The sequence below is a fragment of the Halomonas sp. 328 genome, from assembly GCF_015645095.1.
GTDB lineage: Bacteria > Pseudomonadota > Gammaproteobacteria > Pseudomonadales > Halomonadaceae > Bisbaumannia.
The window spans coordinates 36,996-58,359 of the sequence record NZ_JADOTW010000003.1 but is presented as its reverse complement, the minus strand read 5'-3'; the positions used below and the strand labels follow the sequence as shown (position 1 = coordinate 58,359).

Genomic DNA, 21,364 nt, shown 5'->3' with positions numbered 1-21,364 from the left:
TCCCTTGCCAAGGAAGGCACCCTGGTTGGCTGGTCATGGGCACAACGCCTGGCCAAACAAGAGAACTGGTTATGCAAAAAAGGAATATGCTTAAAACTTAAAATCTGTTAGCCTTCAAGAATGGCGCGAGACGTTTAGAGGTGCTTCCATGCGCAACCCCATTGTTACCCCGTTTTTTGACGAGCCCACCAACACCTTCAGCTATGTGGTGCAGGACCCGGAGAGTCAGGCCTGTGCCATTCTCGACTCCGTTCTCGACTTCGACTACGCCGCCGGGCGCACCGATGTTCGCTCCGCCGACGAGATCATCGCCTTCGTGCGGGGCCGGGGCCTGACGGTGGAGTGGATCCTCGAGACCCATGTGCATGCCGACCACCTGTCGGCGGCGCCCTACCTGCACGAGGCCCTGGGGGGCAAGACCGGCATCGGTGCGCGGATCACCGAGGTGCAGGAGATCTTCGGCAAGGCCTTCAATGCCGGCACTGAGTTTGCCCGCGATGGTAGCCAGTTCGATCGCCTCTTCGAGGAGGGCGATACCTTTACCATCGGTCAGCTCGAGGGGCGTGTCCTGCATACCCCGGGGCATACCCCGGCCTGCCTCACCTATGTGATTGGCGATGCCGCCTTCGTCGGCGACACCCTCTTCATGCCCGATTACGGTACCGCCCGCTGCGACTTCCCCGGCGGTGATGCGCGCACCCTCTATCGCTCCATCCAGAAGGTGCTGTCGCTGCCCGAGGAGACCCGCCTCTTCCTCTGCCACGATTACAAGGCACCGGGGCGTGAGGAATACCAGCACCAGACCAGCGTGGCCGAGCAGCGCGCCCATAACATCCATGTGCATCAGGGCGTGCAAGAGGACGAATTCGTGCGCATGCGTACCGAGCGGGATGCCACCCTGGGCATGCCGCGGCTGATCATTCCTTCCGTGCAGGTCAATATGCGTGCCGGCGAGATGCCCCCTGCCGAAGACAATGATCAGGTCTACCTCAAGGTGCCTATCAACCGCTTTTGACGCGAGGTGTCATGATGCAACTTCATGAGCTGGAACCCGGCCTCTGGGTAGCCCCGGCCCTGTCGGTCGACAATCTGGATGACCTGGCCCGTCGCGGCGTCAAGTCGGTGATCTGCAATCGCCGTCCCGGTGAGGCCGCAGATCATGATGCTCAGGCCATGCAGGCCCGGGCCGCTATCCTGGGCATCCAGTGGCGCGCTATCCCGGTCACTCCCGGCGACTATAGCGACGAGGATATCGCCGCCTTCGCCGAGGCGTTGGCCAAGCTGCCGCGTCCCCTGGTGGCCTTCTGCCGGACGGGGCGTCGTGCCACCCACCTCTGGGCGCATGCCCGCAGCCAGCAGCCGAGCTGCGACCTGGCGGTCCTGCTTGCCGCGGCTCGCAAGGCTGGTCACGACCTGGAAGATCGTCGGGCGCTGCTGGAAGCCGCCGCACGCCAGGGCTGAGCCATGTCCCCCAAGCGTTACTTGCCGATCCTGCAGTGGTTGCCTGACTATCGCCGGCAGACCCTAGCCAGTGATCTGCTGGCGGCACTGATCGTCACCATCATGCTGATTCCCCAGTCGCTGGCTTATGCCATGTTGGCGGGGCTGCCACCCGAGGTGGGGCTCTACGCCAGCATCGCGCCGCTGGTGATTTATGCCATCTTCGGTACCAGCCGCACCCTGGCGGTGGGGCCGGTGGCGGTGGTGTCGCTGATGACCGCGGCGGCGGTGAGCCAGGTGGCGCCCCAGGGCAGCCCCGAGTACCTGGGGGCGGCCCTGGTGCTGGCACTGCTGTCCGGACTGATGCTGACCCTGATGGGGGTGGCACGCCTGGGCTTTTTGGCCAACTTCCTGAGCCATCCGGTGATCTCGGCCTTTATTACCGCCTCGGGGCTGATCATCGCCGCCAGTCAGCTTCGCCATCTGCTGGGCGTGGAGGCCATGGGCCATAGCCTCTTGCCGCTACTGGGCAGCCTGGCGGCAGCACTGCCGGCGACCCACTGGCCGACCCTGCTGATCGGCGCCTCGACCCTGGCCTTCCTCTATGCCGCCCGACGCTGGCTCAAGCCGGCCCTGATCGGGCTGGGGGTGGCCGAGCGGCCGGCGGATCTGTTGACCAAGGCGGCGCCCATCGCCGCGGTGGCGGTCACCACCCTGCTGACCTGGGGACTGGGCCTCGACGAGCGGGGCGTCGCCGTGGTGGGCGCGGTGCCGGCGGGGCTGCCACCGCTGACCCTCCCGGGGCTGGAGTTCGGCCTATGGCGCGAACTGGCGGTGGCGGCGCTGTTGATCAGCATCGTCGGCTTCGTGGAGTCGGTCTCGGTGGGACAGACCCTGGCCGCCAAGCGCCGCCAGCGCATCGACCCGGATCAGGAGCTGGTGGGGCTCGGCGCCTCCAATATCGCCGCTTCCTTCAGCGGGGGTATGCCGGTCACCGGCGGCTTCGCCCGTTCGGTGGTCAATTTCGATGCCGGGGCGGAAACCCCGGCGGCGGGGGCCTTCACCGCCCTCGGCATCGGCCTGGCGGCGCTGCTGCTGACGCCGCTGATCGCTTACTTGCCGATCGCCACCCTGGCGGCGACGATCATCGTGGCGGTGCTGTCGCTGGTGGACTTCGGCGCCCTGCGCCGCACCTGGAGCTATTCGCGCAGCGACTTCCTGGCCATGCTGGCGACCCTGGCGGTGACCCTGCTGCATGGGGTGGAGAGCGGCATCCTGGCGGGGGTGGGGCTCTCCCTGGCCCTGCATCTCTATCGCACCAGCCGGCCCCATAGCGCCGTGGTGGGGCGGGTGCCGGGCAGCGAGCATTTTCGCAACGTGCAGCGCCATCGGGTCGAGACCGATGCGCACCTGGTGATCCTGCGGGTGGACGAGAGCCTCTACTTCGCCAATGCCCGCTTCCTGGAAGATACCGTGATGGCCCTGGCGGCTCGCCAGCCGGGCCTGGAGCATCTGGTGCTGGCCTGCCAGGCGGTCAATGGCATCGACGCCTCGGCTCTGGAGAGCCTGGAGGCGATCAACACTCGCCTCAAGGACGCCGGCGTGACCCTGCATCTGGCCGAGGTGAAGGGGCCGGTGATGGATCGTCTGGCCCAGACCGACTTCTATCGCGCCCTGACCGGCCGAGTCTTCCTGAGTACCTATGATGCCTGGCGGGCGCTGCATGGGGATGGCGTCGACAGCGCCATCGCCTGCCCGGCCAAGGCCTCCAACGACCTCTAACCAAGACGGAGAATGACCATGAACCTGAAACGCAATGTGGGCGGTGTCGACAAGCTGGCGCGTATCGTGGTGGGGGCCGTGCTGGTGGGGTTGGCCATCACCGGCACCCTCGGTGCCTGGGCCTGGATTGGCCTGGCGCCACTGATCACCGGCCTGGTCAATTTCTGCCCCCTCTATCCGCTGCTGGGCATCACTACCTGCAAGTCGTCGAACAAGTGAGTTCGGGGCGGCGACCTCGATCAATGAGATAACGAAGGAGTAGCGACGTGGATTGGATGGCAAGCCTGCAGGGGCTGCTGGGGGGCATCTTGATCGGCCTCTCCGCCACCTGGTTGATGGGTAGCCTGGGGAAAATTGCCGGCATCAGCGGCATTCTCTCCGGGCTGGCCTTCGAGCGCCCCAAGGGAGACAGCGCCTGGCGGCTGACCTTCCTGCTGGGGCTGATCAGCGGCCCGCTGCTGGTGATGGCCCTCGGCGGCGGCCTGGGCAATGTGGCCGGGGCCCCCGGCGAGGTGATCGGCGCCCCGGCGGGAGGCGTGGGACTGATGCTGGTCGCCGGCCTGCTGGTCGGCCTCGGCACCGGCCTCGGCAGTGGCTGCACCAGCGGTCACGGGGTCTGCGGCCTGTCGCGGCTCTCGCCCCGCTCGCTGCTGGCCACCCTGACCTTCCTGGTGGTGGCCATGATCACCGTTTATGTGGTGCGGCATCTGGTGGGAGGTGGCTTATGAAGGCCTTGATGGGCTATCTCGCCGGGCTCTTGTTCGGCCTGGGGCTGGCCATTTCCGGCATGACCGACCCGGCCCGGGTGCTGGGCTTCCTGGATATCGCCGGGGCCTGGGATCCGACCCTGATGTTCGTGCTGGGCGGGGCGGTCACCACCACCTTTATCGGCTACCGGCTGGTATGGCGTCGCGGCGCGCCGCTGCTGGGCACGGCCTTCCAGTTGCCGACCCGGCGTGACTTCGATGCCCGCCTGATCGGGGGCTCGGCGCTGTTCGGGGTGGGCTGGAGCCTCTCCGGCTACTGCCCGGGGCCGGCCTTTGCCTCCCTTGCGGGCCTGAGCGCCCCGCTGCTGGCCATGGTGCTGGCCATGCTGGCGGGCTGGTACCTGGCCCGGGTGATTCCTTCCCGGGGCTGATCCTTTCCTTCGTTCGTTCAGCCTACCTTGAACCGCTCCCCGCCGGCCTGCCGGCGGGGAGCGCGCGTTATGGGGCGGGAACCCGGTCGGCGAGGGGGCGCCGCTCGGCCAGGGCCAGCAGGGCCTGCGGGCTCATCGGGCGGCCGAAATGGAAGCCCTGAACCTCGTCGCAGGCCAGCCGCGCCAACCGCTCGGCCTGGCCCTCATACTCGACACCCTCGGCGATCACCTTCAGCCCGAGGCCATGGGACATCTGTGTGATCGCCTGCACGATCGAGTGGGTCTCGGGGTCGGTGTCCATGTCGGCGATGAAGGAGCGGTCGATCTTCAGCTTGTCCACGGCGAAGCGCTTCAGGTAGGCCAGGTTGGAGTAGCCGGTGCCGAAGTCGTCGATGGCCAGCTTGACGCCCAGCGCCTTAAGGCCCTCGAGGGTTCGGTGCAGGGCCTCGTGGTCCTGCAGGAAGAGCGATTCGGTCAGCTCCAGCTCCAGGCAGGCGGCCGGCAGCCCCGACGCCTCGAGGGCCCGGGCCACGCTGTGGCAGAGGTCGCCGCGCTGGAACTGGACCGCCGAGAGATTGACCGCCACCACCAGGTCGGCATGGCCCTGGGCGTGCCAGGCCGCGGCCTGGTGGCAGGCCTGCTCGAGGGCCCAGTCGCCGAGGGTGACGATCAGGCCGCTCTCCTCGGCCAGGGGAATGAATCGGGCCGGCGAGACCTCGCCGAGCTCGGGGTGATGCCAGCGCAGCAGGGCCTCGGCGCCGATGAGCCGGCGCGTGGCGAGGGTCCACTGCGGCTGGTAGTCCAGCCGCAGCTCGCCGTTGGCCAGGGCGCCATGCAGCCGGCCGAGCAGGGCCAGTCGTTCCTGGGCTTGGGCCTCGAGGTCGGCGCTGAAGCAGCGCCAGGTGTTGCGGCCGTCGGCCTTGGCGGCATACATGGCCATGTCGGCGTGACGCAGCAGGGCCGTCAGCGACTCGCCGTCATCGGGGTAGCGGGCCACGCCGACCGAAGCGGTGGTGGTCAGCTCGTGGCCCTCCAGGGTCAGAGGGGCGGCGATCCGCTCCAGCAGGCTGGCCAGGAATGGCGGCAGCTGCGCCGCGCTTTCCTGGTCGATAAGCATCAGGAACTCGTCGCCACCGTGGCGGCAGAGGGGGCCGAGGGCGCCCGCCAGCGCCTCGAGGCGCCGGGCCAGGTGCTGGAGCAGCTGGTCGCCGATCTCGTGGCCGAGGGAGTCGTTGATGAACTTGAAGTGATCCAGGTCGAGATAGATCAGTGCCAGGGCGGGGGAGGAGGACGCCGCCAAGCGTTCCCGGGCCAGCTCGGCAAAGTGGGTGCGGTTGGGTAGCCGAGTCAGCTCATCGAAGCGAGCCAGTTGCTCGATGCGTTGCCGGGCGGCCCACTGCTCGGTCACATCGCTGGCGATGGTGCCGCTGCCGGCCAGTTCACCATCCGGCGTGAGCAGTGGGAAGTGCACCGTTTCGAGCCGGCGCGGCTGGCCGTCGATCATCAGCTCATGCCGGCAGAAGTGCGGGGCTCGCTGCCGTTGGCACTGTAGGGCCCCCGTGAGGAAGGGGGTGGCTTGAGCGTCGGCCAGAGACTGAGTGGGTCGCCTGCCGTCTCCTTCCTCGTGGGAGTGGTCGAGCAGCGCCTCGAAGGCCGGGTTGGTGAGGGTGAGGCGCCCTTGCGTATCGGTCAGGCAAAGCGCGGCGGGAGAGTGTTCGAAGAAGGCCTGGTTCAGGGCCTGGGTGTGGCGCAGGGCGTGAGTGCGCTCGGCCACCATCGTCTCGAGCTGCTGCTCCTTGCGCTTGAGGCTGCGAAACAGCAGCCGGTAGGGGGCGACCAGGCCGCTCACCAGGATGGCGCGATAGACCAGATAGCCCGAGATCAGCAGGAAGTAGTGGCCGACCTCGTTGGCCATGTCGAAGACATCGGCATAACGGGTGAAGGCCGCGCTGCTGAGGATCCCGCACAGAAGCGCGGCGAGCATCAGCCGGAAGATGCCCGGATCCAGCCGCCGGCGGCGGCGATGGAGTAGCAGCATGCTGGCGGCGAAGACCGCGATGATCAGGTACTCGCTGATTATCTTGAAGTCGGTGAGGCCCTGGCCCTCGATAAAGCTGTCTGGAAAGCGCCCGGAGAAGATCAGGGTGCCGATCACCAGGCCGGCGGCGCTGAAACCGGCCAGCACGCGTCCCGCATTGACGCGGCGATCGCACCACCAGGCGGCCAGCAGGAAGGCGGCCGCCTCCAGGTAGCGAAAGCCGATCCATAGCTGGGTGGGGAGGTTGGCATCCTCGGGGAAGATCCCCATGCCGCGGTAGGTGAGGGCGTGAAGCAGCTCGAGGCCGGCGATGGGCACGGCCGCCATGCCGAGAATGCGCAGCAGGCCCTGGCACGTCCAGTGGCGGGTGTGCCAGGCGAGCACGAAGATGCCGCCCAGAATGACCACGCGACTCAGCTCCACCAGGGTATGGAAGAGCAGAAAATGCTCGCGAGCCAGCAGGTGCAGGATCCACAGGGTGAGGCCGAGGATGGCGAGTTGCGGGACACCGAAGAGCGCCGTGTTCCGTTCCCTGGATGCGCCGCTATCGGTAGGGGATGAGGAAGAAGTTGTCATTGTATTGAGGCGCCCCAGCGGCGCCCCTTGCTCTCTATTGGATCAGGTGGGGTCGTGAAGTGGGCATCCTAGCATCCCGGAGGGGGCGAATGGCTCGCCTTGACATGATCTCGGTCAGGATTCAGGCAGACACCCACTGACGCCGGGGCGCTCAGGGGCGTGGGCCGCCCATCACCCGCTCCAGCTCGTCCTCGGCGGGTAGGCCCTGGGCCAGTTCCACCAGGTCGCCGTGGTGGTAGAAGCTGCTGGGCGTGGCCATCACCCCCAGGCCGTGCATCAACTGCTGGTTCTCGTAGAGGGCCTCTTCCAGGGCCCGGGGCAGTCGCTCCAGGGGCGTGATCTCGGCGCCGGCCTGGTGGGCCGCCAGGGCGGCGGCCGGGTCGTCGCTGGCCAGCAGGGCGATCGCTTCCCGGGGGCTCTGGCTGCTCAGCACCCCCACCATGATATGGCGCAACTGCACCTGGCCGGCCTCGACCCAGGGGCGGGTCTGCTCCCAGAAGGCGTCGCAGTAGGGGCAGCGGGTGTCGGTAAAGGTGTAGATGATGCGCTCGGCGTCGTCGCGGCCATCGGCGATCCAGGTGCTGGCCTCGAGCTCCGCCCAGGTCTGGGCATCCTGGGGCGCCCGCACCAGCTGCTCCAGGGGCGCGGCGCTGAGATCATTGCCCTCGCCGTCCTGCAGGGTGCCGACGATCACATGCTCGCCATCCGGCAGCAGGTAGGCGGCGAGTTCCCGTCCCTGGTAGCTGCCGGCATAGCCGGTGAGGCCGCCCGGGGCCGTGAAGCTGCCATGGATGGTCAGGCCCTGGCGTTCCAGGGCGGCGATGGGGGCGGGCAGTGGGTCGGCTCCCAGGGCGAGGCTGGTGGCGAGTAGCGGAAGGCCGAGTAGGCAGGCGCGAAGTGACATGGTGACTCCGGTGATGGTGGCTGGGCGAGGTATCGGCGAGTCGCTACAATAGGACCCAACCCAGCCCATAGTAAATCCCGGAACCCAGCCATGCATTGTCCCTTCTGCGGTGCCCATGACACCAAGGTCACCGACTCCCGTCTGGTGGTGGAGGGCGACCAGGTGCGTCGCCGTCGCCAGTGCGCGGCCTGTGGCGAGCGCTTCACCACCTACGAGACCGCCGAGCTGGTGATGCCCCGGGTGATCAAGACGGACGGCTCCCGGGAGAGTTTCGACGAGGCCAAGCTGCGCGCCGGCATGCTGCGGGCCCTGGAAAAGCGCCCGGTCAGCGCCGAGTCCATGGAGGCCGCCGTGGAGCGGATTCGCCAGCGGCTGCGTGCCCGGGGCGAGCGGGAGATCCAGGCGCGGGATATCGGTGAAGAGGTGATGCAGGCCCTCAAGCGTCTCGACCAGGTGGCCTATATCCGCTTCGCCTCCGTCTACCGCCGCTTCCAGGATCTCGACGAGTTCCGTGCCGAGATCGATCGCCTGGCCCAGGAACCCCACTTCTCGCCCCACGACGACTGACGTTCCCAAGGAGTTGCATGACGACGCCGACCCCCGAGCAGTGGATGGCCCGCGCCCTGACCCTGGCGCGGCGCGGTCGCTATACCACCCACCCCAACCCCCGCGTCGGCTGCGTGCTGGTCAAGGACGGTCGTTGCGTGGGCGAGGGCTTCCACCGCCGCGCCGGCGAGCCCCATGCCGAGATCCTGGCGCTGCGGGCGGCCGGTGACACCGCCCGGGGGGCCACCGCCTACGTGACCCTGGAGCCCTGCGCTCACCAGGGGCGCACCGGCCCCTGCGCCCGGGCCCTGGTCAAGGCCGGCGTGGCTCGAGTGGTGGCCGCCATGCAGGACCCCAACCCCCGGGTGGCGGGGCAGGGCTTCGCCATTCTTCGCGAGGCGGGAGTCGAGGTGGCCAGCGGCCTGCTGGAGACCGAGGCCCGGCGCCTGAATCCGGGCTTTATTCGTCGCATGAGCGAGGGCCGCCCCTTCGTACGCCTCAAGATGGCCATGAGTCTGGATGGTCGCACCGCCATGTCGTCCGGCGAGTCCCAGTGGATCACCGGCCCCCAGGCCCGCGCCGCCGTGCAGCGCCTGCGCGCCCGGTCCAGCGCGGTGATGACCGGGGTGGAGTCGATCATCTTCGATAACTCGCGACTGACGGTGCGCGCCGACCAGTTGGGGCTCGAGGACGCCGAGGCCATCGCCGAGCGTCAGCCACTGCGGGTGGTGGTGGACTCCCGGCTGCGGCTGCCCGAGGCGGCGGCCTGCCTGCGCGAGCCCGGACGGACCCTGGTGGCCACCTGCAGTGAGGATGTCGAGCGGCGTGAGCGCCTGGAGGCCGCCGGCGCCGAAGTGCTGGTGCTGCCGGTGGGAGAGGGTGGCCGGGTCGATCTGGACGCCTTGCTGCATCACCTGGCCAGCGTCGAGGAGAGCAACGAGGTGCTCCTGGAAACGGGGGCAACGCTGGCCGGGGCCATGTTCGATGCCGGCCTGGTGGACGAGCTGCAGCTCTTTATGGCGCCGACCCTGCTGGGCGGCGAGGCGCGGCCGCTGTTCCAGTTGCCGGGCCTGGAGCGCATGGCCCAGCAGCGCCCCCTGGAGATCCTCGATATCCGCGCCATCGGCCAGGACTGGCGGATTACCGCCCGACCCAAGGCCGCAATCAAACCTTCGACCCAAGAGAGCCCCTGAGCGCCAAGGGCGCTTTGGTACGAGTTTCACCGGTCGGTGACGGTCGGCCTTGGACTAGCGCCTGGCGTTCGACCCAAGAGAGCCCCTGAGCGCCAAGGGCGCTTTGGCAGATGGCCGGGTAGCGGCCTGTATGGGTGGCCAACCACTAGCGCCCGGCGTTCGACCCAAGAGAGCCCCTGAGCGCCAAGGGCGCTTTGGTACGAGTTTCACCGGTCGGTGACGGTCGGCCTTGGACTAGCGCCTGGCGTTCGACCCAAGAGAGCCCCTGAGCGCCAAGGGCGCTTTGGCAGATGGCCGGGTAGCGGCCTGTATGGGTGGCCAACCACTAGCGCCCGGCGTTCGACCCAAGAGAGCCCCTGAGCGCCAAGGGCGCTTTGGCAGATGGCCGGCTAGCGGCCTGTATGGGTGGCCAACCACTAGCGCCTGGCGTTCGACCAAGGTACCCTGAGCGCCGACCCGATGCGGGCGTTGGTGTTTGGCAACGCAACCGTCGCCTGGTGGCGACGCCCGGCATCCCTAGCTATTCGGAGATCCCATGGCGCACTCTTCCCAGGATTCGGCTTCCCCCGAGTCCGCCGCTCAGGCCGCCGAGCCCGCTACCGGGCTGGCCAGCATCGAGGCCCTGGTCGAGGACATTCGCCAGGGCAAGATGGTCATCCTGATGGATGACGAGGATCGCGAGAACGAAGGCGATATCATCATGGCCGCCGAGAAGGTGGAGGCCGAGCATATCAATTTCATGGCGCGGCACGCCCGTGGCCTGATCTGCCTGCCGATGACCCGGGAGCGCTGCGAGCGCCTCAAGCTGCCGCTGATGGTCAGCGACAACGGCTCCGGCTTCGGCACCAAGTTCACCCTCTCCATCGAGGCCGCCGAGGGCGTGACCACCGGGATCTCCGCTGCCGACCGGGCACGCACCGTGCAGGTGGCCGCGGCCCGCGATGCCAAGGCCGAGGACATCGTCCAGCCGGGGCATATCTTCCCGCTGATGGCCGAACCCGGTGGCGTGCTGCGCCGTGCCGGCCATACCGAGGCGGCCTGTGACCTGGCCGCCATGGCCGGCCTCGAGCCCTGCGGCGTGATCTGCGAGGTGATGAACGAGGACGGCAGCATGGCGCGGCGCCCGGAGCTGGAGCGCTTCGCCGCCGAGCACGGCATCAAGATGGGCACCATCGCCGATCTGATCCACTATCGCATCCACAACGAGCATACCGTGGAGCACCTGGAGGCGACCCCGGTCACCACCGCCTTCGGCGAGCTGAGCCTGCATGTATTCCGCGACAGCATCCAGGGCGCCCACCACCTGGCCCTGGTCAAGGGGCGTCCCCATCCGGACACCCCCACCACGGTGCGGGTGCACCTGGCCGATACCCTGCGCGACCTCCTGACCCTGGCCAAGCCGGAGAGCCAGAGCTGGACCGCCAGCGCGGCCCTGGCCGAAGTGGCTGCCGCCGAGGCCGGCGTCTTCGTGCTGCTCGACGATGGCCGCCCCCACCAGGACCTCAAGGACCAGCTGGATATTCTGCTGGAGCGCAAGCGGGCGCCGCGCACCAGCGACTCCGATGGCGCCGGCAACTACCTGACCATCGGCACCGGTTCGCAGATCCTGCGTTACCTGGGCGTGGGGCAGATGCGGCTGCTCAGCTCGCCGTGGAAGTTCTCGGCCCTGTCGGGTTTCGATCTGGAAGTGGTGGATCGGGTCGGCCCCTGAGCCCCCGTCACCGCCGACTCTTCAATAGGGGCGGGCCTCGGGCCCGCCGTTGGGCGCCTCGGGCGCACTAGCGATCAAGCAGGAATGCAAGCATGCAAGCGATCTCCCAAGTCGAAGGCAGTTTCACCGATGTCGATGGCCGCTACGTCATCGTGGTAGGCCGGTTCAACCACCATGTGGTGGACAGCCTGGTGGACGGTGCCGTGGACAGCCTGACTCGGCACGGCGTGGACGCCGACAATATCGATATCGTCCATGTCCCGGGGGCCTGGGAGCTGCCGCTGGCGGTGAAGCGCGCCCTGCAGGTGGTGCGTCCCGATGCGGTGATCGCCCTTGGCGCGGTGATCCGCGGCGGCACCCCTCACTTCGAGTACGTGGCCGGTGGCTGCAATGCGGCGCTCGGCAACCTGCAGCTGGAGTTCGATACCCCCGTCGCCAACGGCGTGCTGACCGTCAACTCCATCGAGCAGGCCATCGAGCGCTCCGGCACCAAGGCCGGCAACAAGGGCGCCGAGGCGGCCATGGCGGCCATGGAAATGGTCTCCCTGCTCAAGCGCTTCGGGGGTGAGGCATGAGCGCACCCCGCGGCGGCCAGCGTCCGCCCTCCAAGGCTCAGCAGAGCCGTCGCGCCGCCCGCGAGCTGGCGGTGCAGGGCATCTATCAATGGCAGCTGACCGGCAAGTCGATCACCACCGTGGAGGCGGAGTTCCGCAGCCAGGTGGCCGACGACGACCTGGAGGATCACGAGAACTGGCACAAGGTCATGGAGATCGCCGACCTGGCGCTCTTCCACGAGCTGATGCAAGGCGTGGTGCGCTTCCAGGCCGACCTGGACGCCAGCCTGGCGCCCCTGCTCGATCGGCGTATCGAGGACGTGGATCCGATCGAGCTGGCGATCCTGCGCCTGGGCGCCTATGAGCTCTCCCGGCGCCTCGAGGTGCCCTATCGGGCGGTGATCAACGAGGGCGTCGAGCTGGCCAAGTCCTTCGGCGCCACCGATGGGCACAAGTACATCAACGGCATCCTCGACAAGCTGGCCGGGCGGCTGCGCTCGGCCGAGGTCCGCGCCCGCCGCTGAGGTGCCTCGCCCATGCGATATCACCCAGCCATCGCCGCGCCCAGCGAATTCGAATTGATCGCCCGCCACTTCCAGCGACCCGCCCGGGACGCCGGGGTGGTGCTGGGCGTGGGCGACGATTGTACCCTGCTGGCACCGTCCCCGGGCCAGCTGCTCGCCGTCAGCGTCGATACCTCGGTCGCCGAAGTCCACTTCCCCGCCGCGGCGCCCCCTGAGGCCATCGGCCATCGCGCCCTGGCAGTCAGCCTCAGCGACCTGGCCGCCATGGGCGCCAAGCCGCGCTGGTGCCTGATGTCGCTGACCCTGGCCGAGGCCGACGACGCCTGGCTGGCGGACTTCGCGGCCGGCTTTCACGGGCTCTGCGAGTCCGCCGAGATCAGCCTGGTGGGCGGCGACGTGACCCGCGGGCAACTGGCCATCGGTGTCACCGTGCATGGTGAGGTGCCGCCCGATGAGGCGCTGCGCCGCGGTGGCGCCCGTCCCGGCGACCTGCTGGCGGTGACCGGCAGCCTGGGCGGCGCCCATGGCGGCCTCGCGGCCTGGCAGGCCGGCGAGCGCGACCTCGATCATCCGCTGTTGCGCGCCTATCTGCTGCCTCGGCCACGCGTGGCCGCGGGCCTGGCCCTGCGCGGCCTGGCGAGTGCCGCCATCGACCTCTCCGATGGCCTGCTGGCCGATCTCGGCCACCTGCTCGAGGCCTCCGGTGTCGGCGCCACCCTGGAGCCCGAGGCCTTGCCCCTGGGCGAGGGCCTGGTGGAGGCCCTGGGGCCGCAAGCGGCCCAGCAGGCGGCGCTCGGCGGCGGCGACGACTATGAACTGCTGCTGGCGATTCCCCCGGCGCATCTCGCCGAGGCCCAGCGTCGGCTGGCCGAGCAGGCCTTGCCGCTGACGGTAATCGGGCGTTGCGAGGCGGCGCCCGGCCTGCGCGGCGTGACCCAGGATGGCGCGGCGGGCTGGCAGCATTTCCCGGGAGGTCGGAAATGAACCGGGCGCCGGCCAGTGTCTGGCGCCGTCCCACCCACTTCCTGGCCTTTGGGCTGGGCAGCGGGGCGGTGCCCTGGGCCCCCGGCACCTTCGGTACCCTGGCGGCGATTCCCTTCTACTGGCTGATGGCCGACCTGCCGCTGACCTGGTACCTGATGATCATCGCCGTGACCTTCGTGGTGGGGGTCTGGCTATGCGAGAAGACCTCCAACGACCTGGGCGTCCACGACCACTCCGGGATCGTCTGGGACGAGTTCGTCGGCTACTGGATCACCATGGCTGCGGTGCCTTTTTCCTGGGAAGCCGCGCTCTGGGGCTTTATCGTCTTTCGTATCTTCGATGTCTTCAAACCCTGGCCGATCCGCTGGGCCGACCGTCGCGTGGCGGGGGGCTTCGGCATCATGATCGACGACGTCATGGCCGGGATCTATGCCTGGGGTACCATCCATCTCTGGCTGTGGCTCTACTAGCCCGATAATTCATAAGGAGTAAACGACCTATGCGCAAGGGAGTGCTGGCCCTGGGGGCCGTGGTGATCATCGGTGGCGGCTATCTCGCCGGCCACGCGGTATCCAGTGCCATCTTCGAGCGGGAGCTGATGGCGAGCCTCGCCAACCTGGAGCGCCAGGGCAATGTCCGGGCGGAGCGCCTGGACAGCGAGCGGGGCTGGTTCCACTCCTCCGGCGAGGTGCTGCTGCGGCCCCTGATCGGCGACGACTGGCGGATGACGGTGCCCTATCGGGCCAACCACGGCATCCTCAGCACGCGGGTCGAGGGGGACGCCGAGGCGGCCCTGAGTGATGAGATCGCCGAGGAGCTGCGTGAGGCCTTCGGCGAGCTGCCGGCCTTGCCCACGCCACGCTGGGTGGCCGATTTCCAGACCCTGGGCCAGACCCTGGAGGCGAGCCTGGAACTGGCCAGCTTCGAGTGGGACGAGGGGGACTGGCGCCTCGACTTCCGGGGCGTGTCGGCGACCCTGAGCGGTCAGCGCGGCGACCTGACCCTGAAGGCCGAGGTCGCCCCCTGGTGGCTGACCGCCACCGAGGGGCGCCTGGCGGTGGGCACCACCACCCTGGATAGCCACTACCGCTACAGCGAGGGAGGGCGTCTCTTCCATCAGCAGGATGCCATGCAGTTCGAGAGCCTGCGCTTCGTGGAGCGGAGCGGCCAGGCCCTGCACCTGCAGGGGCTGGGCTATACCAGCGATGTCCGGCTCGGTCGCGAGCACCTCGACGTCAGCCTGGGGCTCTCCCTGGAGGAGGCACAGATGGACAACCAACCGGTGGCCTCCGGCCGTTTGGCGCTGTCCCTGGAGCGCCTCGATGCCGACGCCGCCTGGCGCCTCTACGAGAGCCTGATGGATGAGCTGGAACGCCGCGACGGCGACCTGGAGCAATTGACACCCGCCGAGTGGGAAGCACTCTTCGAATCCTGGTTCCCGGATCTGTTGGGGCTGCTGGCCGAGTCGCCGCGCCTGGTGCTCACCGAACTCGACCTCAATAGCCGCATGCTGGGCATCGAGACCCAGGGCGAAGGCGAGCTGACCTTCGACGGCGAGGGGATCACCGCCCTGAGCCTGGAGGAGCTGGCCCGTCCCAGCGGCGCCGCCGAGCTGCAGCGTCGCCTCGACGGTTACCTGCGCGCCGCCCCGGTACCGACGACCCTGGCGATGATGCTGGGCCTGCCGCTGGATAGCCGCGAGCTGGAGTTCGAGCTGCGGGCCGGCGAGCCCTACCTCAACGGTGAACCCCTGATGGGCTCCCCCTGGTAAGACTCGCCTCGGCGAGTGCCGTATCCGGCCAGTCACAGGGGCGCCTTCGGGCGCCCCTCGTCGTTGTGTCGGCTGGGGGTCGCCTTGAAGTTTGTGTTAGCCGCCCGCATTCCTGTTGCCATACTGGTCATCGACCCCGGAGACAGGATGGATCATGAGAGAGCATGATGATGAGCGGCAGAACGTGATTGTCGATGGCGTCGAGGGCGCCGACATCGACGCCGAAGCGGGCGATGAGGCGGGGGAGGAGCCCTCCCACGCCATGGTGCCCAGCGGCGATAGCCTGCCCGAGCGTATCTAACTGCTGCCGATCCATAATCGACCCTTCTTCCCCGCCCAGGTACAGCCGCTGGTGATCCATCGTCCGCGCTGGGAGGAGACCATCGAGCGGGTCGGCAAGACCCCCCACCACGCCGTGGGCCTGGCCTTCGTCGACGAGACCGACCTCGAGGAGCTGACCCCCGAGCATTTTCCCGAGATCGGCACCACGGTGCGCATGCACAAGGTGGAGCAGGGTGATAACCAGATCCAGTTCATCGCCCAGGGCCTGAAGCGCTTTCGCATCCAGCGCTGGCTCTCCCGCAAGCCCCCCTACCTGGTGGAGGTGAGCTACCCCAAGGAGCCGGTGGACGCCGAGGCCGACGAGGCCCGGGCCTACGCCATGGCGGTGATCAACGGCATCAAGGAGCTGCTGCCGATCAACCCCCTCTATGGCGAGGAGCTCAAGCACTACCTCAACCGCTTCAGCCCCCATGAGCCGGGCCCCCTGGCCGACTTCGCCGCCGCCATCACCTCCGCCAAGGGCCGCGAGCTGCAGGCGATCCTCGAGACCCTGCCGGTGCTGCCACGCATGCAGAAGGTGCTGCCGCTGCTGCACAAGGAGATCGAGGTGGCCCAGCTGCAGAGCGAGATCAGCGAGCAGGTCAACGCCAAGATGCAGGAGCGCCAGCGGGAGTTCTTCCTGCGCGAGCAGCTCAAGGTGATCCAGCGCGAGCTGGGTATCTCCAAGGACGATCGCGAGAACGACGTGGAGACCTTCCGCGACCGCCTGGAGGAACTGACGGTGCCCCCCAAGGTGTTGACCCGCATCGAGGAGGAGCTCGACAAGCTCTCGGTGCTGGAGACCGGCTCGCCGGAGTACGGTACCACCCGCAACTACCTGGATTGGCTGACCAGCCTGCCCTGGGGCGTCACCAGCGACGACAACCTGGACCTGGCCCATGCCCGGGAGGTGTTGGATCGCGACCACGACGGCCTCAAGGACGTCAAGGAGCGGATCATCGAGTTCCTCGCCGAAGGCACCTTCAAGGGCGACGTGGGCGGCTCCATCCTGCTGCTCGTCGGCCCGCCCGGGGTGGGCAAGACCTCCATCGGCCGCTCCATCGCCGAGGCCCTGGGCCGCGAGTTCTACCGCTTCTCGGTGGGCGGCATGCGCGACGAGGCGGAGATCAAGGGCCACCGGCGCACCTATATCGGCGCCATGCCCGGCAAGCTGGTGCAGGCCCTCAAGGAGGTGGAGGTCCAGAACCCGGTGATCATGCTCGACGAGATCGACAAGCTGGGCCAGTCCTTCCAGGGCGACCCTGCTTCGGCCTTGCTCGAGGTGCTCGATCCGGAGCAGAACGTCGACTTCCTCGATCACTACCTGGACGTGCGCCTGGACCTCTCCAAGGTACTCTTCGTGTGTACCGCCAACACCCTGGACTCGATCCCCGGGCCCTTGCTCGATCGCATGGAGCAGATCCGCCTCTCCGGCTATATCGCCGAGGAGAAGCTGGCCATCGCCAAGCACCACCTCTGGCCCAAGCTGCTCAAGCGCGACAAGATCCCCAGGAAGCGCATCAACCTCACCGATGCGGCCCTCAAGCAGGTGATCGAGGGCTATGCCCGGGAAGCGGGGGTGCGCCAGCTGGAGAAGCAGCTGCACCGCATCGTGCGCAAGGCGGCGGTCAAGCTGCTGGAAAACGGCCAGCAGAGCGTCAAGGTCTCGGTGAACAACCTGGAGGAATTCCTCGGGGCGCCGCTGTTCCGCCGCGAGAAGGTGCTCAAGGGCGAAGGGGTGGTCACGGGGCTGGCCTGGACCGCCATGGGCGGTGCCACCCTGCCCATCGAGGCGGGCAAGGTGCACGCCCTGGCCCGGGGTTTCAAGCTCACCGGCAAGCTCGGGGAGGTGATGCAGGAGTCGGCGAATATCGCCTATAGCTATGTGCAGGGGCACCTGGGGGAGTATGGTGCCGACCCGGACTTCTTCAACGATGCCTTTATCCACCTGCATGTGCCGGAGGGGGCGACCCCCAAGGATGGCCCCTCGGCGGGGGTGACCATGACCACGGCGCTGCTCTCGCTGGCCCGTCACCAGGCCATCGACCGACCCCTGGCGATGACCGGGGAGTTGACCCTGACCGGCCAGGTGTTGCCGGTGGGCGGCATCCGCGAGAAGATCATCGCCGCCCGGCGCAGCGAGATCCATGAGGTGATCCTGCCGGAGCCCAACCGCCGCGACTATGACGAGCTGCCCGACTACCTCAAGGCGGGGATGACGGTACACTTCGCCAAGCGCTACCGGGACGTGGCCAGGGTGGTGTTCGGCTGACCCGGCGCTCGCTCAAGGCGGGGCTGACGGTGCATTTCGCCAAGCGCTACCGGGACGTGGCCAGGGTGGTGTTCGGCTGACCCGGCGCTCGCCGCTGCCCCGTGGGAGCCCGGCTGTGCCGAGCGATTCGCCGCGCAGCGGCGCAGACATGACTCAACAAGGTTGCCAATGAAACCTAACATCACCCTGAGAGCCCTGGCGCTCGGACTCGTGGCGGGAGCGGTCTCCGCGGACGAGCGCACCCTGACCGTCTACACCTACGGTTCCTTCGTCTCCGAGTGGGGCCCGGGACCGGGCATCGAGGCGGCCTTCGAGGCCCAGTGCGGCGGCTGTGACCTCGAGTTCGTCGCCCTCGACGGCGGGGTGGATATCCTCCAGCGCCTGCGCCTGGAAGGCGAGGGCAGTGCCGCCGACCTGGTGCTGGGCCTCGACATGAACCTGATGGCCGAGGCCCGGGAGCTGGGCCTGCTGGCCCCCCATGGGGTCGATACCTCGGCCCTGGCCCTGCCCATCGACTGGCAGGACGACACCTTCCTGCCCTATGACTGGGGCCACTTCGCCTTCGTCTACGATACCGAGCAGTTGGCGACCCCGCCGGCGAGCTTCGCCGAGCTGCTGGAGGCCCCGGACGACGTCCAGGTGATCATCCAGGACCCGCGCACCAGCACCACCGGCCTGGGGCTGTTGCTGTGGATCAGGCAGGTCTATGGCGACGCGGCGCCCGAGGCGTGGGAGCGCCTCAACGAGCGGGTGCTGACCGTCACCCCGGGCTGGAGCCAGGCCTACTTCTCGCTGTTCATGAACGGCGAGGCGCCCATGGTGCTCTCCTACGCCACCTCGCCCGCCTACCATATGGCGGTGGAGGAGAGCGAGCGCTACCAGGCCGCCGAGTTCGCCGAGGGCCACTACCTGCAGGTGGAGACCGCCGCCCTGCTGAAGCGCAGCACCGAGCCCGAGCTGGCCCGGGAGTTCCTGCGCTTCATGCTGACCCCCGACTTCCAGCGCCATATCCCCCTGGGCAACGTGATGAACCCGGCCATCGACCTGGGCGACGAGCTTCCCGAGGTCTTCGGGCGTCTGATCGAGCCGGCGAGCCTCACCTTCACCCCGGAGGAGGTGCGCGACAATCGCCGCGCCTGGATTCGCGAATGGCTTAATGCCAGCAGTCGCTAGGCGGGCCTCGCCGCTGGCCCTGGCGGCTGGTTGGCTGGCCCTGGCCGCGGTGGCCGGGCTGGGGCTGGCCAGCCTGGCGGCGCTGCTCTGGCAGGCGCCGGCACTCTCGATCAGCGACCTGTGGCGGGAGCCCTGGCTGGCCGGCATCCTGCGCTTCACCCTCTGGCAGGCGACCCTCTCCACGGCGCTGGCCGTGGGGCTGGCCATCCCGGTGGCCCTGGCCCTGGCGCGGCGCCCGCGCTTCCTCGGGCGGCGCCTGCTGCTGCGGGCCATGGAGCTGTCGCTGGTGATTCCCACCCTGATCGCCCTGTTCGGCCTGGTGGCGGTGCATGGTCGCCAGGGCTGGGCGGCGCCGCTCTGGGAGTGGCTGACCGCCACCCGGGCGGACTACCTCTACGGTCTCTCGGGCATCGTCCTGGCCCATGTCTTCTACAACCTGCCGCTCTCGGCGCGGCTGATGCTGCAGGCCCTGGAGACGGCGCCGGCGGCCCATTGGCGGCTCACCGCCCAGCTGGGCCTCTCCCGGGGCGCCATCTGGCGCACCCTGGAGTGGCCCCGGTTGCGCTCGCTGCTGCCGCGCCTGGCGGCCCTGGTCTTTACCCTCTGCTTCACCAGTTTCGCCATCGTCATGACCCTGGGCGGCGGGCCTCGCTCCACCACCCTGGAGGTGGCCCTCTATCAGGCGCTGAAGTTCGACCACGACCTGGCCCTGGCGGCGCTGCTGGCGCTGACCCAGTTGACCCTCTGCCTGAGCCTGTGGCTGGTGGCCCTGACCCGGGGCGGCACGCCGCGGCTGGTGCCCACCGCCGGCAGCGGCCTGCCCGGCGGGCGCTGGTGGCGTCGCGACGCCCTGGGAGTGTCGCGGCTGCATGACGGGCTCTGGCTGCTGGGGCTGACCCTGCTGCTGGTGCCGCCGCTGGCGGCGGTGACCCTGGCCGGCCTCTATGGCCTGCCGCAGTTGCCGGGGCGGGGAAGCCTGTGGCCGGCGGCGCTGCGCAGCCTGGCCATGGCGCTGGGCGCCGGGGGCCTCTCCCTGCTGCTGGCCCTGGCGCTGCTGGCCGGGGCCGAGGCGCTCAGGCGGCGCGGCTCGCGTCTCGCCGCCCTGGCCATGGAGGGCAGCGGCCAGCTGATCCTGGTGATCCCGGCCCTGGTGCTGGGCACCGGCCTCTTCCTGCTGCTGCGCCCCTCCCTCGGCGCCGGCTGGCACGGCTATGCCCTGGTGGTGCTGGTCAACGGCTTCATGGCGCTGCCCTTCGCCATGCAGGTGCTGCGCGGCGCCATTCCCGGCCTCTCGGCCCCGGAGGAGCGCCTGGCAGAGCAGTTCGGCATCCATGGCCGGGCGCGGCTGCGCTGGCTGGTCTGGCCGCGGCTACGCCGCCCCGCGGCCCTGGCCCTGGCCTACGCCATGACCCTCTCGCTGGGCGATTTCAGCGTCATCGCCCTGTTCGGCAGCCCGGCGGCGCCGACCCTGCCGATGCTGCTCTTCCAGCAGCTGGGCGGCTATCGCTGGCAGGGCGCGGCGGCCACCGCCCTGGTGCTGCTGATGGCGGTGGTGCTGGTCTTCAGCCTGCTCGACGCCCTGAGCCGGCGCCGCCCGCGCTACCCGTTTCGACCCTAGGCATTTCCCATGCTCCATTGCGATGATCTGATCTTTCACTACGACCGCTGTGAACCCGGGGAAACGCCGGACTTCTGCTTCCGCTTTCGCCTGGCCCCCGGCGAATGCCTGGCCCTGGAGGGGCCCTCCGGGGCCGGCAAGAGCACCCTGCTCAACCTGCTGGCGGGCTTCCTGGAGCCCGCCAGCGGCGGCCTGCGCTGGGGCGAGCGTGACCTGCTCAGGCTGCCGCCCTGGGAGCGGGGCATCACCACGGTCTTCCAGGAGCACAACCTCTTCGATCACCTGCCGGTATGGGCCAATATCGGCCTGGGGCTGGCGGCCAATCTCAAACTCGACGCCGCCCAGCGCCGGCGCATCCGCGATGGCCTGGCCGAGGTCGGCCTGGCGGGCCTCGAGGAGCGCCTGCCCGGCGAGCTCTCCGGCGGCCAGCGCCAGCGGGTGGCCCTGACCCGGGCGCTGCTGCGCCAGGCGCCTATCCTGCTGCTGGACGAGCCCTTTACCGGCCTCGATCATGCCAATCGCCAGGGCCTCTGGGCCCTGGTCAAGCGCCAGCAGCAGGCGGGGGTGGCGGTGCTGCTGGTCAGCCACGACCGGGAGGATATCGAGGCCCTGGCCCAGCGCCGCCTGGCCCTGGTGGACGGTCGCCTGACGCCCTGGAGCGAATAACGCTTGAGTGGCTAAGGGGCGCTGGGGACAGGTCGGAGCAAAGCGTCTTTTTCAGGGACGAAAAAGTCGAGCGTCCATGGATGGATTCACAGCGTCTTTGCGAGGGTCCGGCCACCGGGGCCTGCCCCAGGGTAGCCCCGGGCTGCCAACGGG

Annotated in this window: 19 protein-coding genes and 1 pseudogene; 18 read left to right on the top strand and 2 right to left on the bottom strand. The window is 68.7% G+C overall.

The genetic code is table 11. The features are described from left to right. Positions 1-148: 148 nt before the first annotated feature. From IHD13_RS01915 to IHD13_RS01890, 6 genes are read left to right on the top strand one after another with little or no spacing between them, the layout of a single operon-like run. Complete coding sequence (locus tag IHD13_RS01915; protein WP_195859346.1) at positions 149-1,015, top strand: MBL fold metallo-hydrolase; 867 nt, start codon at positions 149-151, stop codon at positions 1,013-1,015. Between the two features lie 11 nt (positions 1,016-1,026). Next, on the top strand, positions 1,027-1,461 hold the full coding sequence (locus tag IHD13_RS01910) for a TIGR01244 family sulfur transferase (protein WP_230086078.1): 435 nt from the start codon (positions 1,027-1,029) through the stop codon (positions 1,459-1,461). 3 nt (positions 1,462-1,464) lie between these two features. Further along, entirely contained in the window at positions 1,465-3,222 is a 1,758-nt protein-coding gene (locus IHD13_RS01905; protein WP_195859345.1) for a SulP family inorganic anion transporter, read from the top strand. Between the two features lie 18 nt (positions 3,223-3,240). Beyond that, entirely contained in the window at positions 3,241-3,441 is a 201-nt protein-coding gene (locus tag IHD13_RS01900; RefSeq protein WP_442786557.1) for a YgaP family membrane protein, read from the top strand. Positions 3,442-3,488: 47 nt separating this feature from the next. Beyond that, entirely contained in the window at positions 3,489-3,950 is a 462-nt protein-coding gene (locus IHD13_RS01895) for a YeeE/YedE family protein (RefSeq protein WP_195859344.1), read from the top strand. Further along, positions 3,947-4,360 carry a DUF6691 family protein gene (locus IHD13_RS01890; protein WP_195859343.1) on the top strand — a complete coding sequence of 138 codons (414 nt, stop codon included), beginning with the start codon at positions 3,947-3,949 and terminating at the stop codon, positions 4,358-4,360. The genes IHD13_RS01895 and IHD13_RS01890 overlap by 4 nt, the downstream gene beginning before the upstream one ends. A 67-nt stretch (positions 4,361-4,427) precedes the next feature. Here the strand turns inward: IHD13_RS01890 and IHD13_RS01885 are convergent, their stop codons facing one another. Both IHD13_RS01885 and dsbG read right to left on the bottom strand, forming a co-directional pair. Next, positions 4,428-6,974 carry a bifunctional diguanylate cyclase/phosphodiesterase gene (locus IHD13_RS01885; protein ID WP_195859342.1) on the bottom strand — a complete coding sequence of 849 codons (2,547 nt, stop codon included), beginning with the start codon at positions 6,972-6,974 and terminating at the stop codon, positions 4,428-4,430. A gap of 151 nt (positions 6,975-7,125) precedes the next feature. Next, complete coding sequence (gene dsbG / locus IHD13_RS01880) at positions 7,126-7,878, bottom strand: thiol:disulfide interchange protein DsbG (RefSeq protein ID WP_195859341.1); 753 nt, start codon at positions 7,876-7,878, stop codon at positions 7,126-7,128. Positions 7,879-7,968: 90 nt separating this feature from the next. Between dsbG and nrdR the strand changes: the two genes are divergently transcribed. The 12 genes and pseudogenes from nrdR to IHD13_RS01820 all read left to right on the top strand — a co-directional run bounded on the left by nrdR (position 7,969) and on the right by IHD13_RS01820 (position 21,211). Further along, a complete protein-coding gene (gene nrdR / locus IHD13_RS01875; protein ID WP_195859340.1) occupies positions 7,969-8,445 on the top strand; it encodes a transcriptional regulator NrdR in 477 nt (158 codons plus the stop codon). Between the two features lie 17 nt (positions 8,446-8,462). After that, complete coding sequence (ribD, locus tag IHD13_RS01870) at positions 8,463-9,617, top strand: bifunctional diaminohydroxyphosphoribosylaminopyrimidine deaminase/5-amino-6-(5-phosphoribosylamino)uracil reductase RibD (protein WP_195859339.1); 1,155 nt, start codon at positions 8,463-8,465, stop codon at positions 9,615-9,617. Between the two features lie 535 nt (positions 9,618-10,152). Beyond that, a complete protein-coding gene (gene ribBA, locus IHD13_RS01865) occupies positions 10,153-11,328 on the top strand; it encodes a bifunctional 3,4-dihydroxy-2-butanone-4-phosphate synthase/GTP cyclohydrolase II (RefSeq protein WP_195859338.1) in 1,176 nt (391 codons plus the stop codon). A gap of 92 nt (positions 11,329-11,420) precedes the next feature. Continuing rightward, on the top strand, positions 11,421-11,903 hold the full coding sequence (gene ribH / locus IHD13_RS01860; protein ID WP_146804564.1) for a 6,7-dimethyl-8-ribityllumazine synthase: 483 nt from the start codon (positions 11,421-11,423) through the stop codon (positions 11,901-11,903). Next, positions 11,900-12,406 carry a transcription antitermination factor NusB gene (nusB, locus tag IHD13_RS01855; protein ID WP_195859337.1) on the top strand — a complete coding sequence of 169 codons (507 nt, stop codon included), beginning with the start codon at positions 11,900-11,902 and terminating at the stop codon, positions 12,404-12,406. Before ribH ends, nusB begins: the two co-directional genes overlap by 4 nt. 12 nt (positions 12,407-12,418) lie before the next feature. Continuing rightward, on the top strand, positions 12,419-13,390 hold the full coding sequence (thiL, locus tag IHD13_RS01850) for a thiamine-phosphate kinase (protein WP_195859336.1): 972 nt from the start codon (positions 12,419-12,421) through the stop codon (positions 13,388-13,390). Next, positions 13,387-13,860 carry a phosphatidylglycerophosphatase A family protein gene (locus IHD13_RS01845; RefSeq protein WP_195859335.1) on the top strand — a complete coding sequence of 158 codons (474 nt, stop codon included), beginning with the start codon at positions 13,387-13,389 and terminating at the stop codon, positions 13,858-13,860. Before thiL ends, IHD13_RS01845 begins: the two co-directional genes overlap by 4 nt. A 29-nt stretch (positions 13,861-13,889) precedes the next feature. Further along, a complete protein-coding gene (locus IHD13_RS01840) occupies positions 13,890-15,161 on the top strand; it encodes a DUF945 family protein (protein ID WP_195859334.1) in 1,272 nt (423 codons plus the stop codon). A 154-nt stretch (positions 15,162-15,315) separates the two neighbouring features. Further along, positions 15,316-17,754 (top strand): annotated as a pseudogene (gene lon / locus IHD13_RS01835) (endopeptidase La). A 168-nt stretch (positions 17,755-17,922) separates the two neighbouring features. Continuing rightward, positions 17,923-18,927, top strand: coding sequence for a thiamine ABC transporter substrate binding subunit (gene thiB / locus IHD13_RS01830; protein ID WP_195859333.1), 1,005 nt, complete (start codon positions 17,923-17,925; stop codon positions 18,925-18,927). Further along, entirely contained in the window at positions 18,911-20,545 is a 1,635-nt protein-coding gene (gene thiP / locus IHD13_RS01825) for a thiamine/thiamine pyrophosphate ABC transporter permease (protein ID WP_195859332.1), read from the top strand. Before thiB ends, thiP begins: the two co-directional genes overlap by 17 nt. Positions 20,546-20,554: 9 nt before the next feature. Continuing rightward, positions 20,555-21,211, top strand: coding sequence for a thiamine ABC transporter ATP-binding protein (locus IHD13_RS01820; protein ID WP_195859331.1), 657 nt, complete (start codon positions 20,555-20,557; stop codon positions 21,209-21,211). The last annotated feature ends 153 nt before the right edge of the window (positions 21,212-21,364 follow it).

What these genes read in the sequence shown, in the direction of transcription:
- IHD13_RS01915 (WP_195859346.1), top strand. Translation starts at nt 149, where the DNA reads ATGCGCAACCCCATTGTTACCCCGTTTTTTGACGAGCCCACCAACACC.
- nusB (WP_195859337.1), top strand. Translation starts at nt 11,900, where the DNA reads ATGAGCGCACCCCGCGGCGGCCAGCGTCCGCCCTCCAAGGCTCAGCAG.
- nrdR (WP_195859340.1), top strand. Translation starts at nt 7,969, where the DNA reads ATGCATTGTCCCTTCTGCGGTGCCCATGACACCAAGGTCACCGACTCC.
- thiP (WP_195859332.1), top strand. Translation starts at nt 18,911, where the DNA reads ATGCCAGCAGTCGCTAGGCGGGCCTCGCCGCTGGCCCTGGCGGCTGGT.
- IHD13_RS01840 (WP_195859334.1), top strand. Translation starts at nt 13,890, where the DNA reads ATGCGCAAGGGAGTGCTGGCCCTGGGGGCCGTGGTGATCATCGGTGGC.
- IHD13_RS01905 (WP_195859345.1), top strand. Translation starts at nt 1,465, where the DNA reads ATGTCCCCCAAGCGTTACTTGCCGATCCTGCAGTGGTTGCCTGACTAT.
- ribD (WP_195859339.1), top strand. Translation starts at nt 8,463, where the DNA reads ATGACGACGCCGACCCCCGAGCAGTGGATGGCCCGCGCCCTGACCCTG.
- ribH (WP_146804564.1), top strand. Translation starts at nt 11,421, where the DNA reads ATGCAAGCGATCTCCCAAGTCGAAGGCAGTTTCACCGATGTCGATGGC.
- IHD13_RS01890 (WP_195859343.1), top strand. Translation starts at nt 3,947, where the DNA reads ATGAAGGCCTTGATGGGCTATCTCGCCGGGCTCTTGTTCGGCCTGGGG.
- thiB (WP_195859333.1), top strand. Translation starts at nt 17,923, where the DNA reads ATGAAACCTAACATCACCCTGAGAGCCCTGGCGCTCGGACTCGTGGCG.
- IHD13_RS01820 (WP_195859331.1), top strand. Translation starts at nt 20,555, where the DNA reads ATGCTCCATTGCGATGATCTGATCTTTCACTACGACCGCTGTGAACCC.
- IHD13_RS01885 (WP_195859342.1), bottom strand. Translation starts at nt 6,974, where the DNA reads ATGACAACTTCTTCCTCATCCCCTACCGATAGCGGCGCATCCAGGGAA.
- IHD13_RS01900 (WP_442786557.1), top strand. Translation starts at nt 3,241, where the DNA reads ATGAACCTGAAACGCAATGTGGGCGGTGTCGACAAGCTGGCGCGTATC.
- IHD13_RS01910 (WP_230086078.1), top strand. Translation starts at nt 1,027, where the DNA reads ATGATGCAACTTCATGAGCTGGAACCCGGCCTCTGGGTAGCCCCGGCC.
- dsbG (WP_195859341.1), bottom strand. Translation starts at nt 7,878, where the DNA reads ATGTCACTTCGCGCCTGCCTACTCGGCCTTCCGCTACTCGCCACCAGC.
- IHD13_RS01845 (WP_195859335.1), top strand. Translation starts at nt 13,387, where the DNA reads ATGAACCGGGCGCCGGCCAGTGTCTGGCGCCGTCCCACCCACTTCCTG.
- ribBA (WP_195859338.1), top strand. Translation starts at nt 10,153, where the DNA reads ATGGCGCACTCTTCCCAGGATTCGGCTTCCCCCGAGTCCGCCGCTCAG.
- thiL (WP_195859336.1), top strand. Translation starts at nt 12,419, where the DNA reads ATGCGATATCACCCAGCCATCGCCGCGCCCAGCGAATTCGAATTGATC.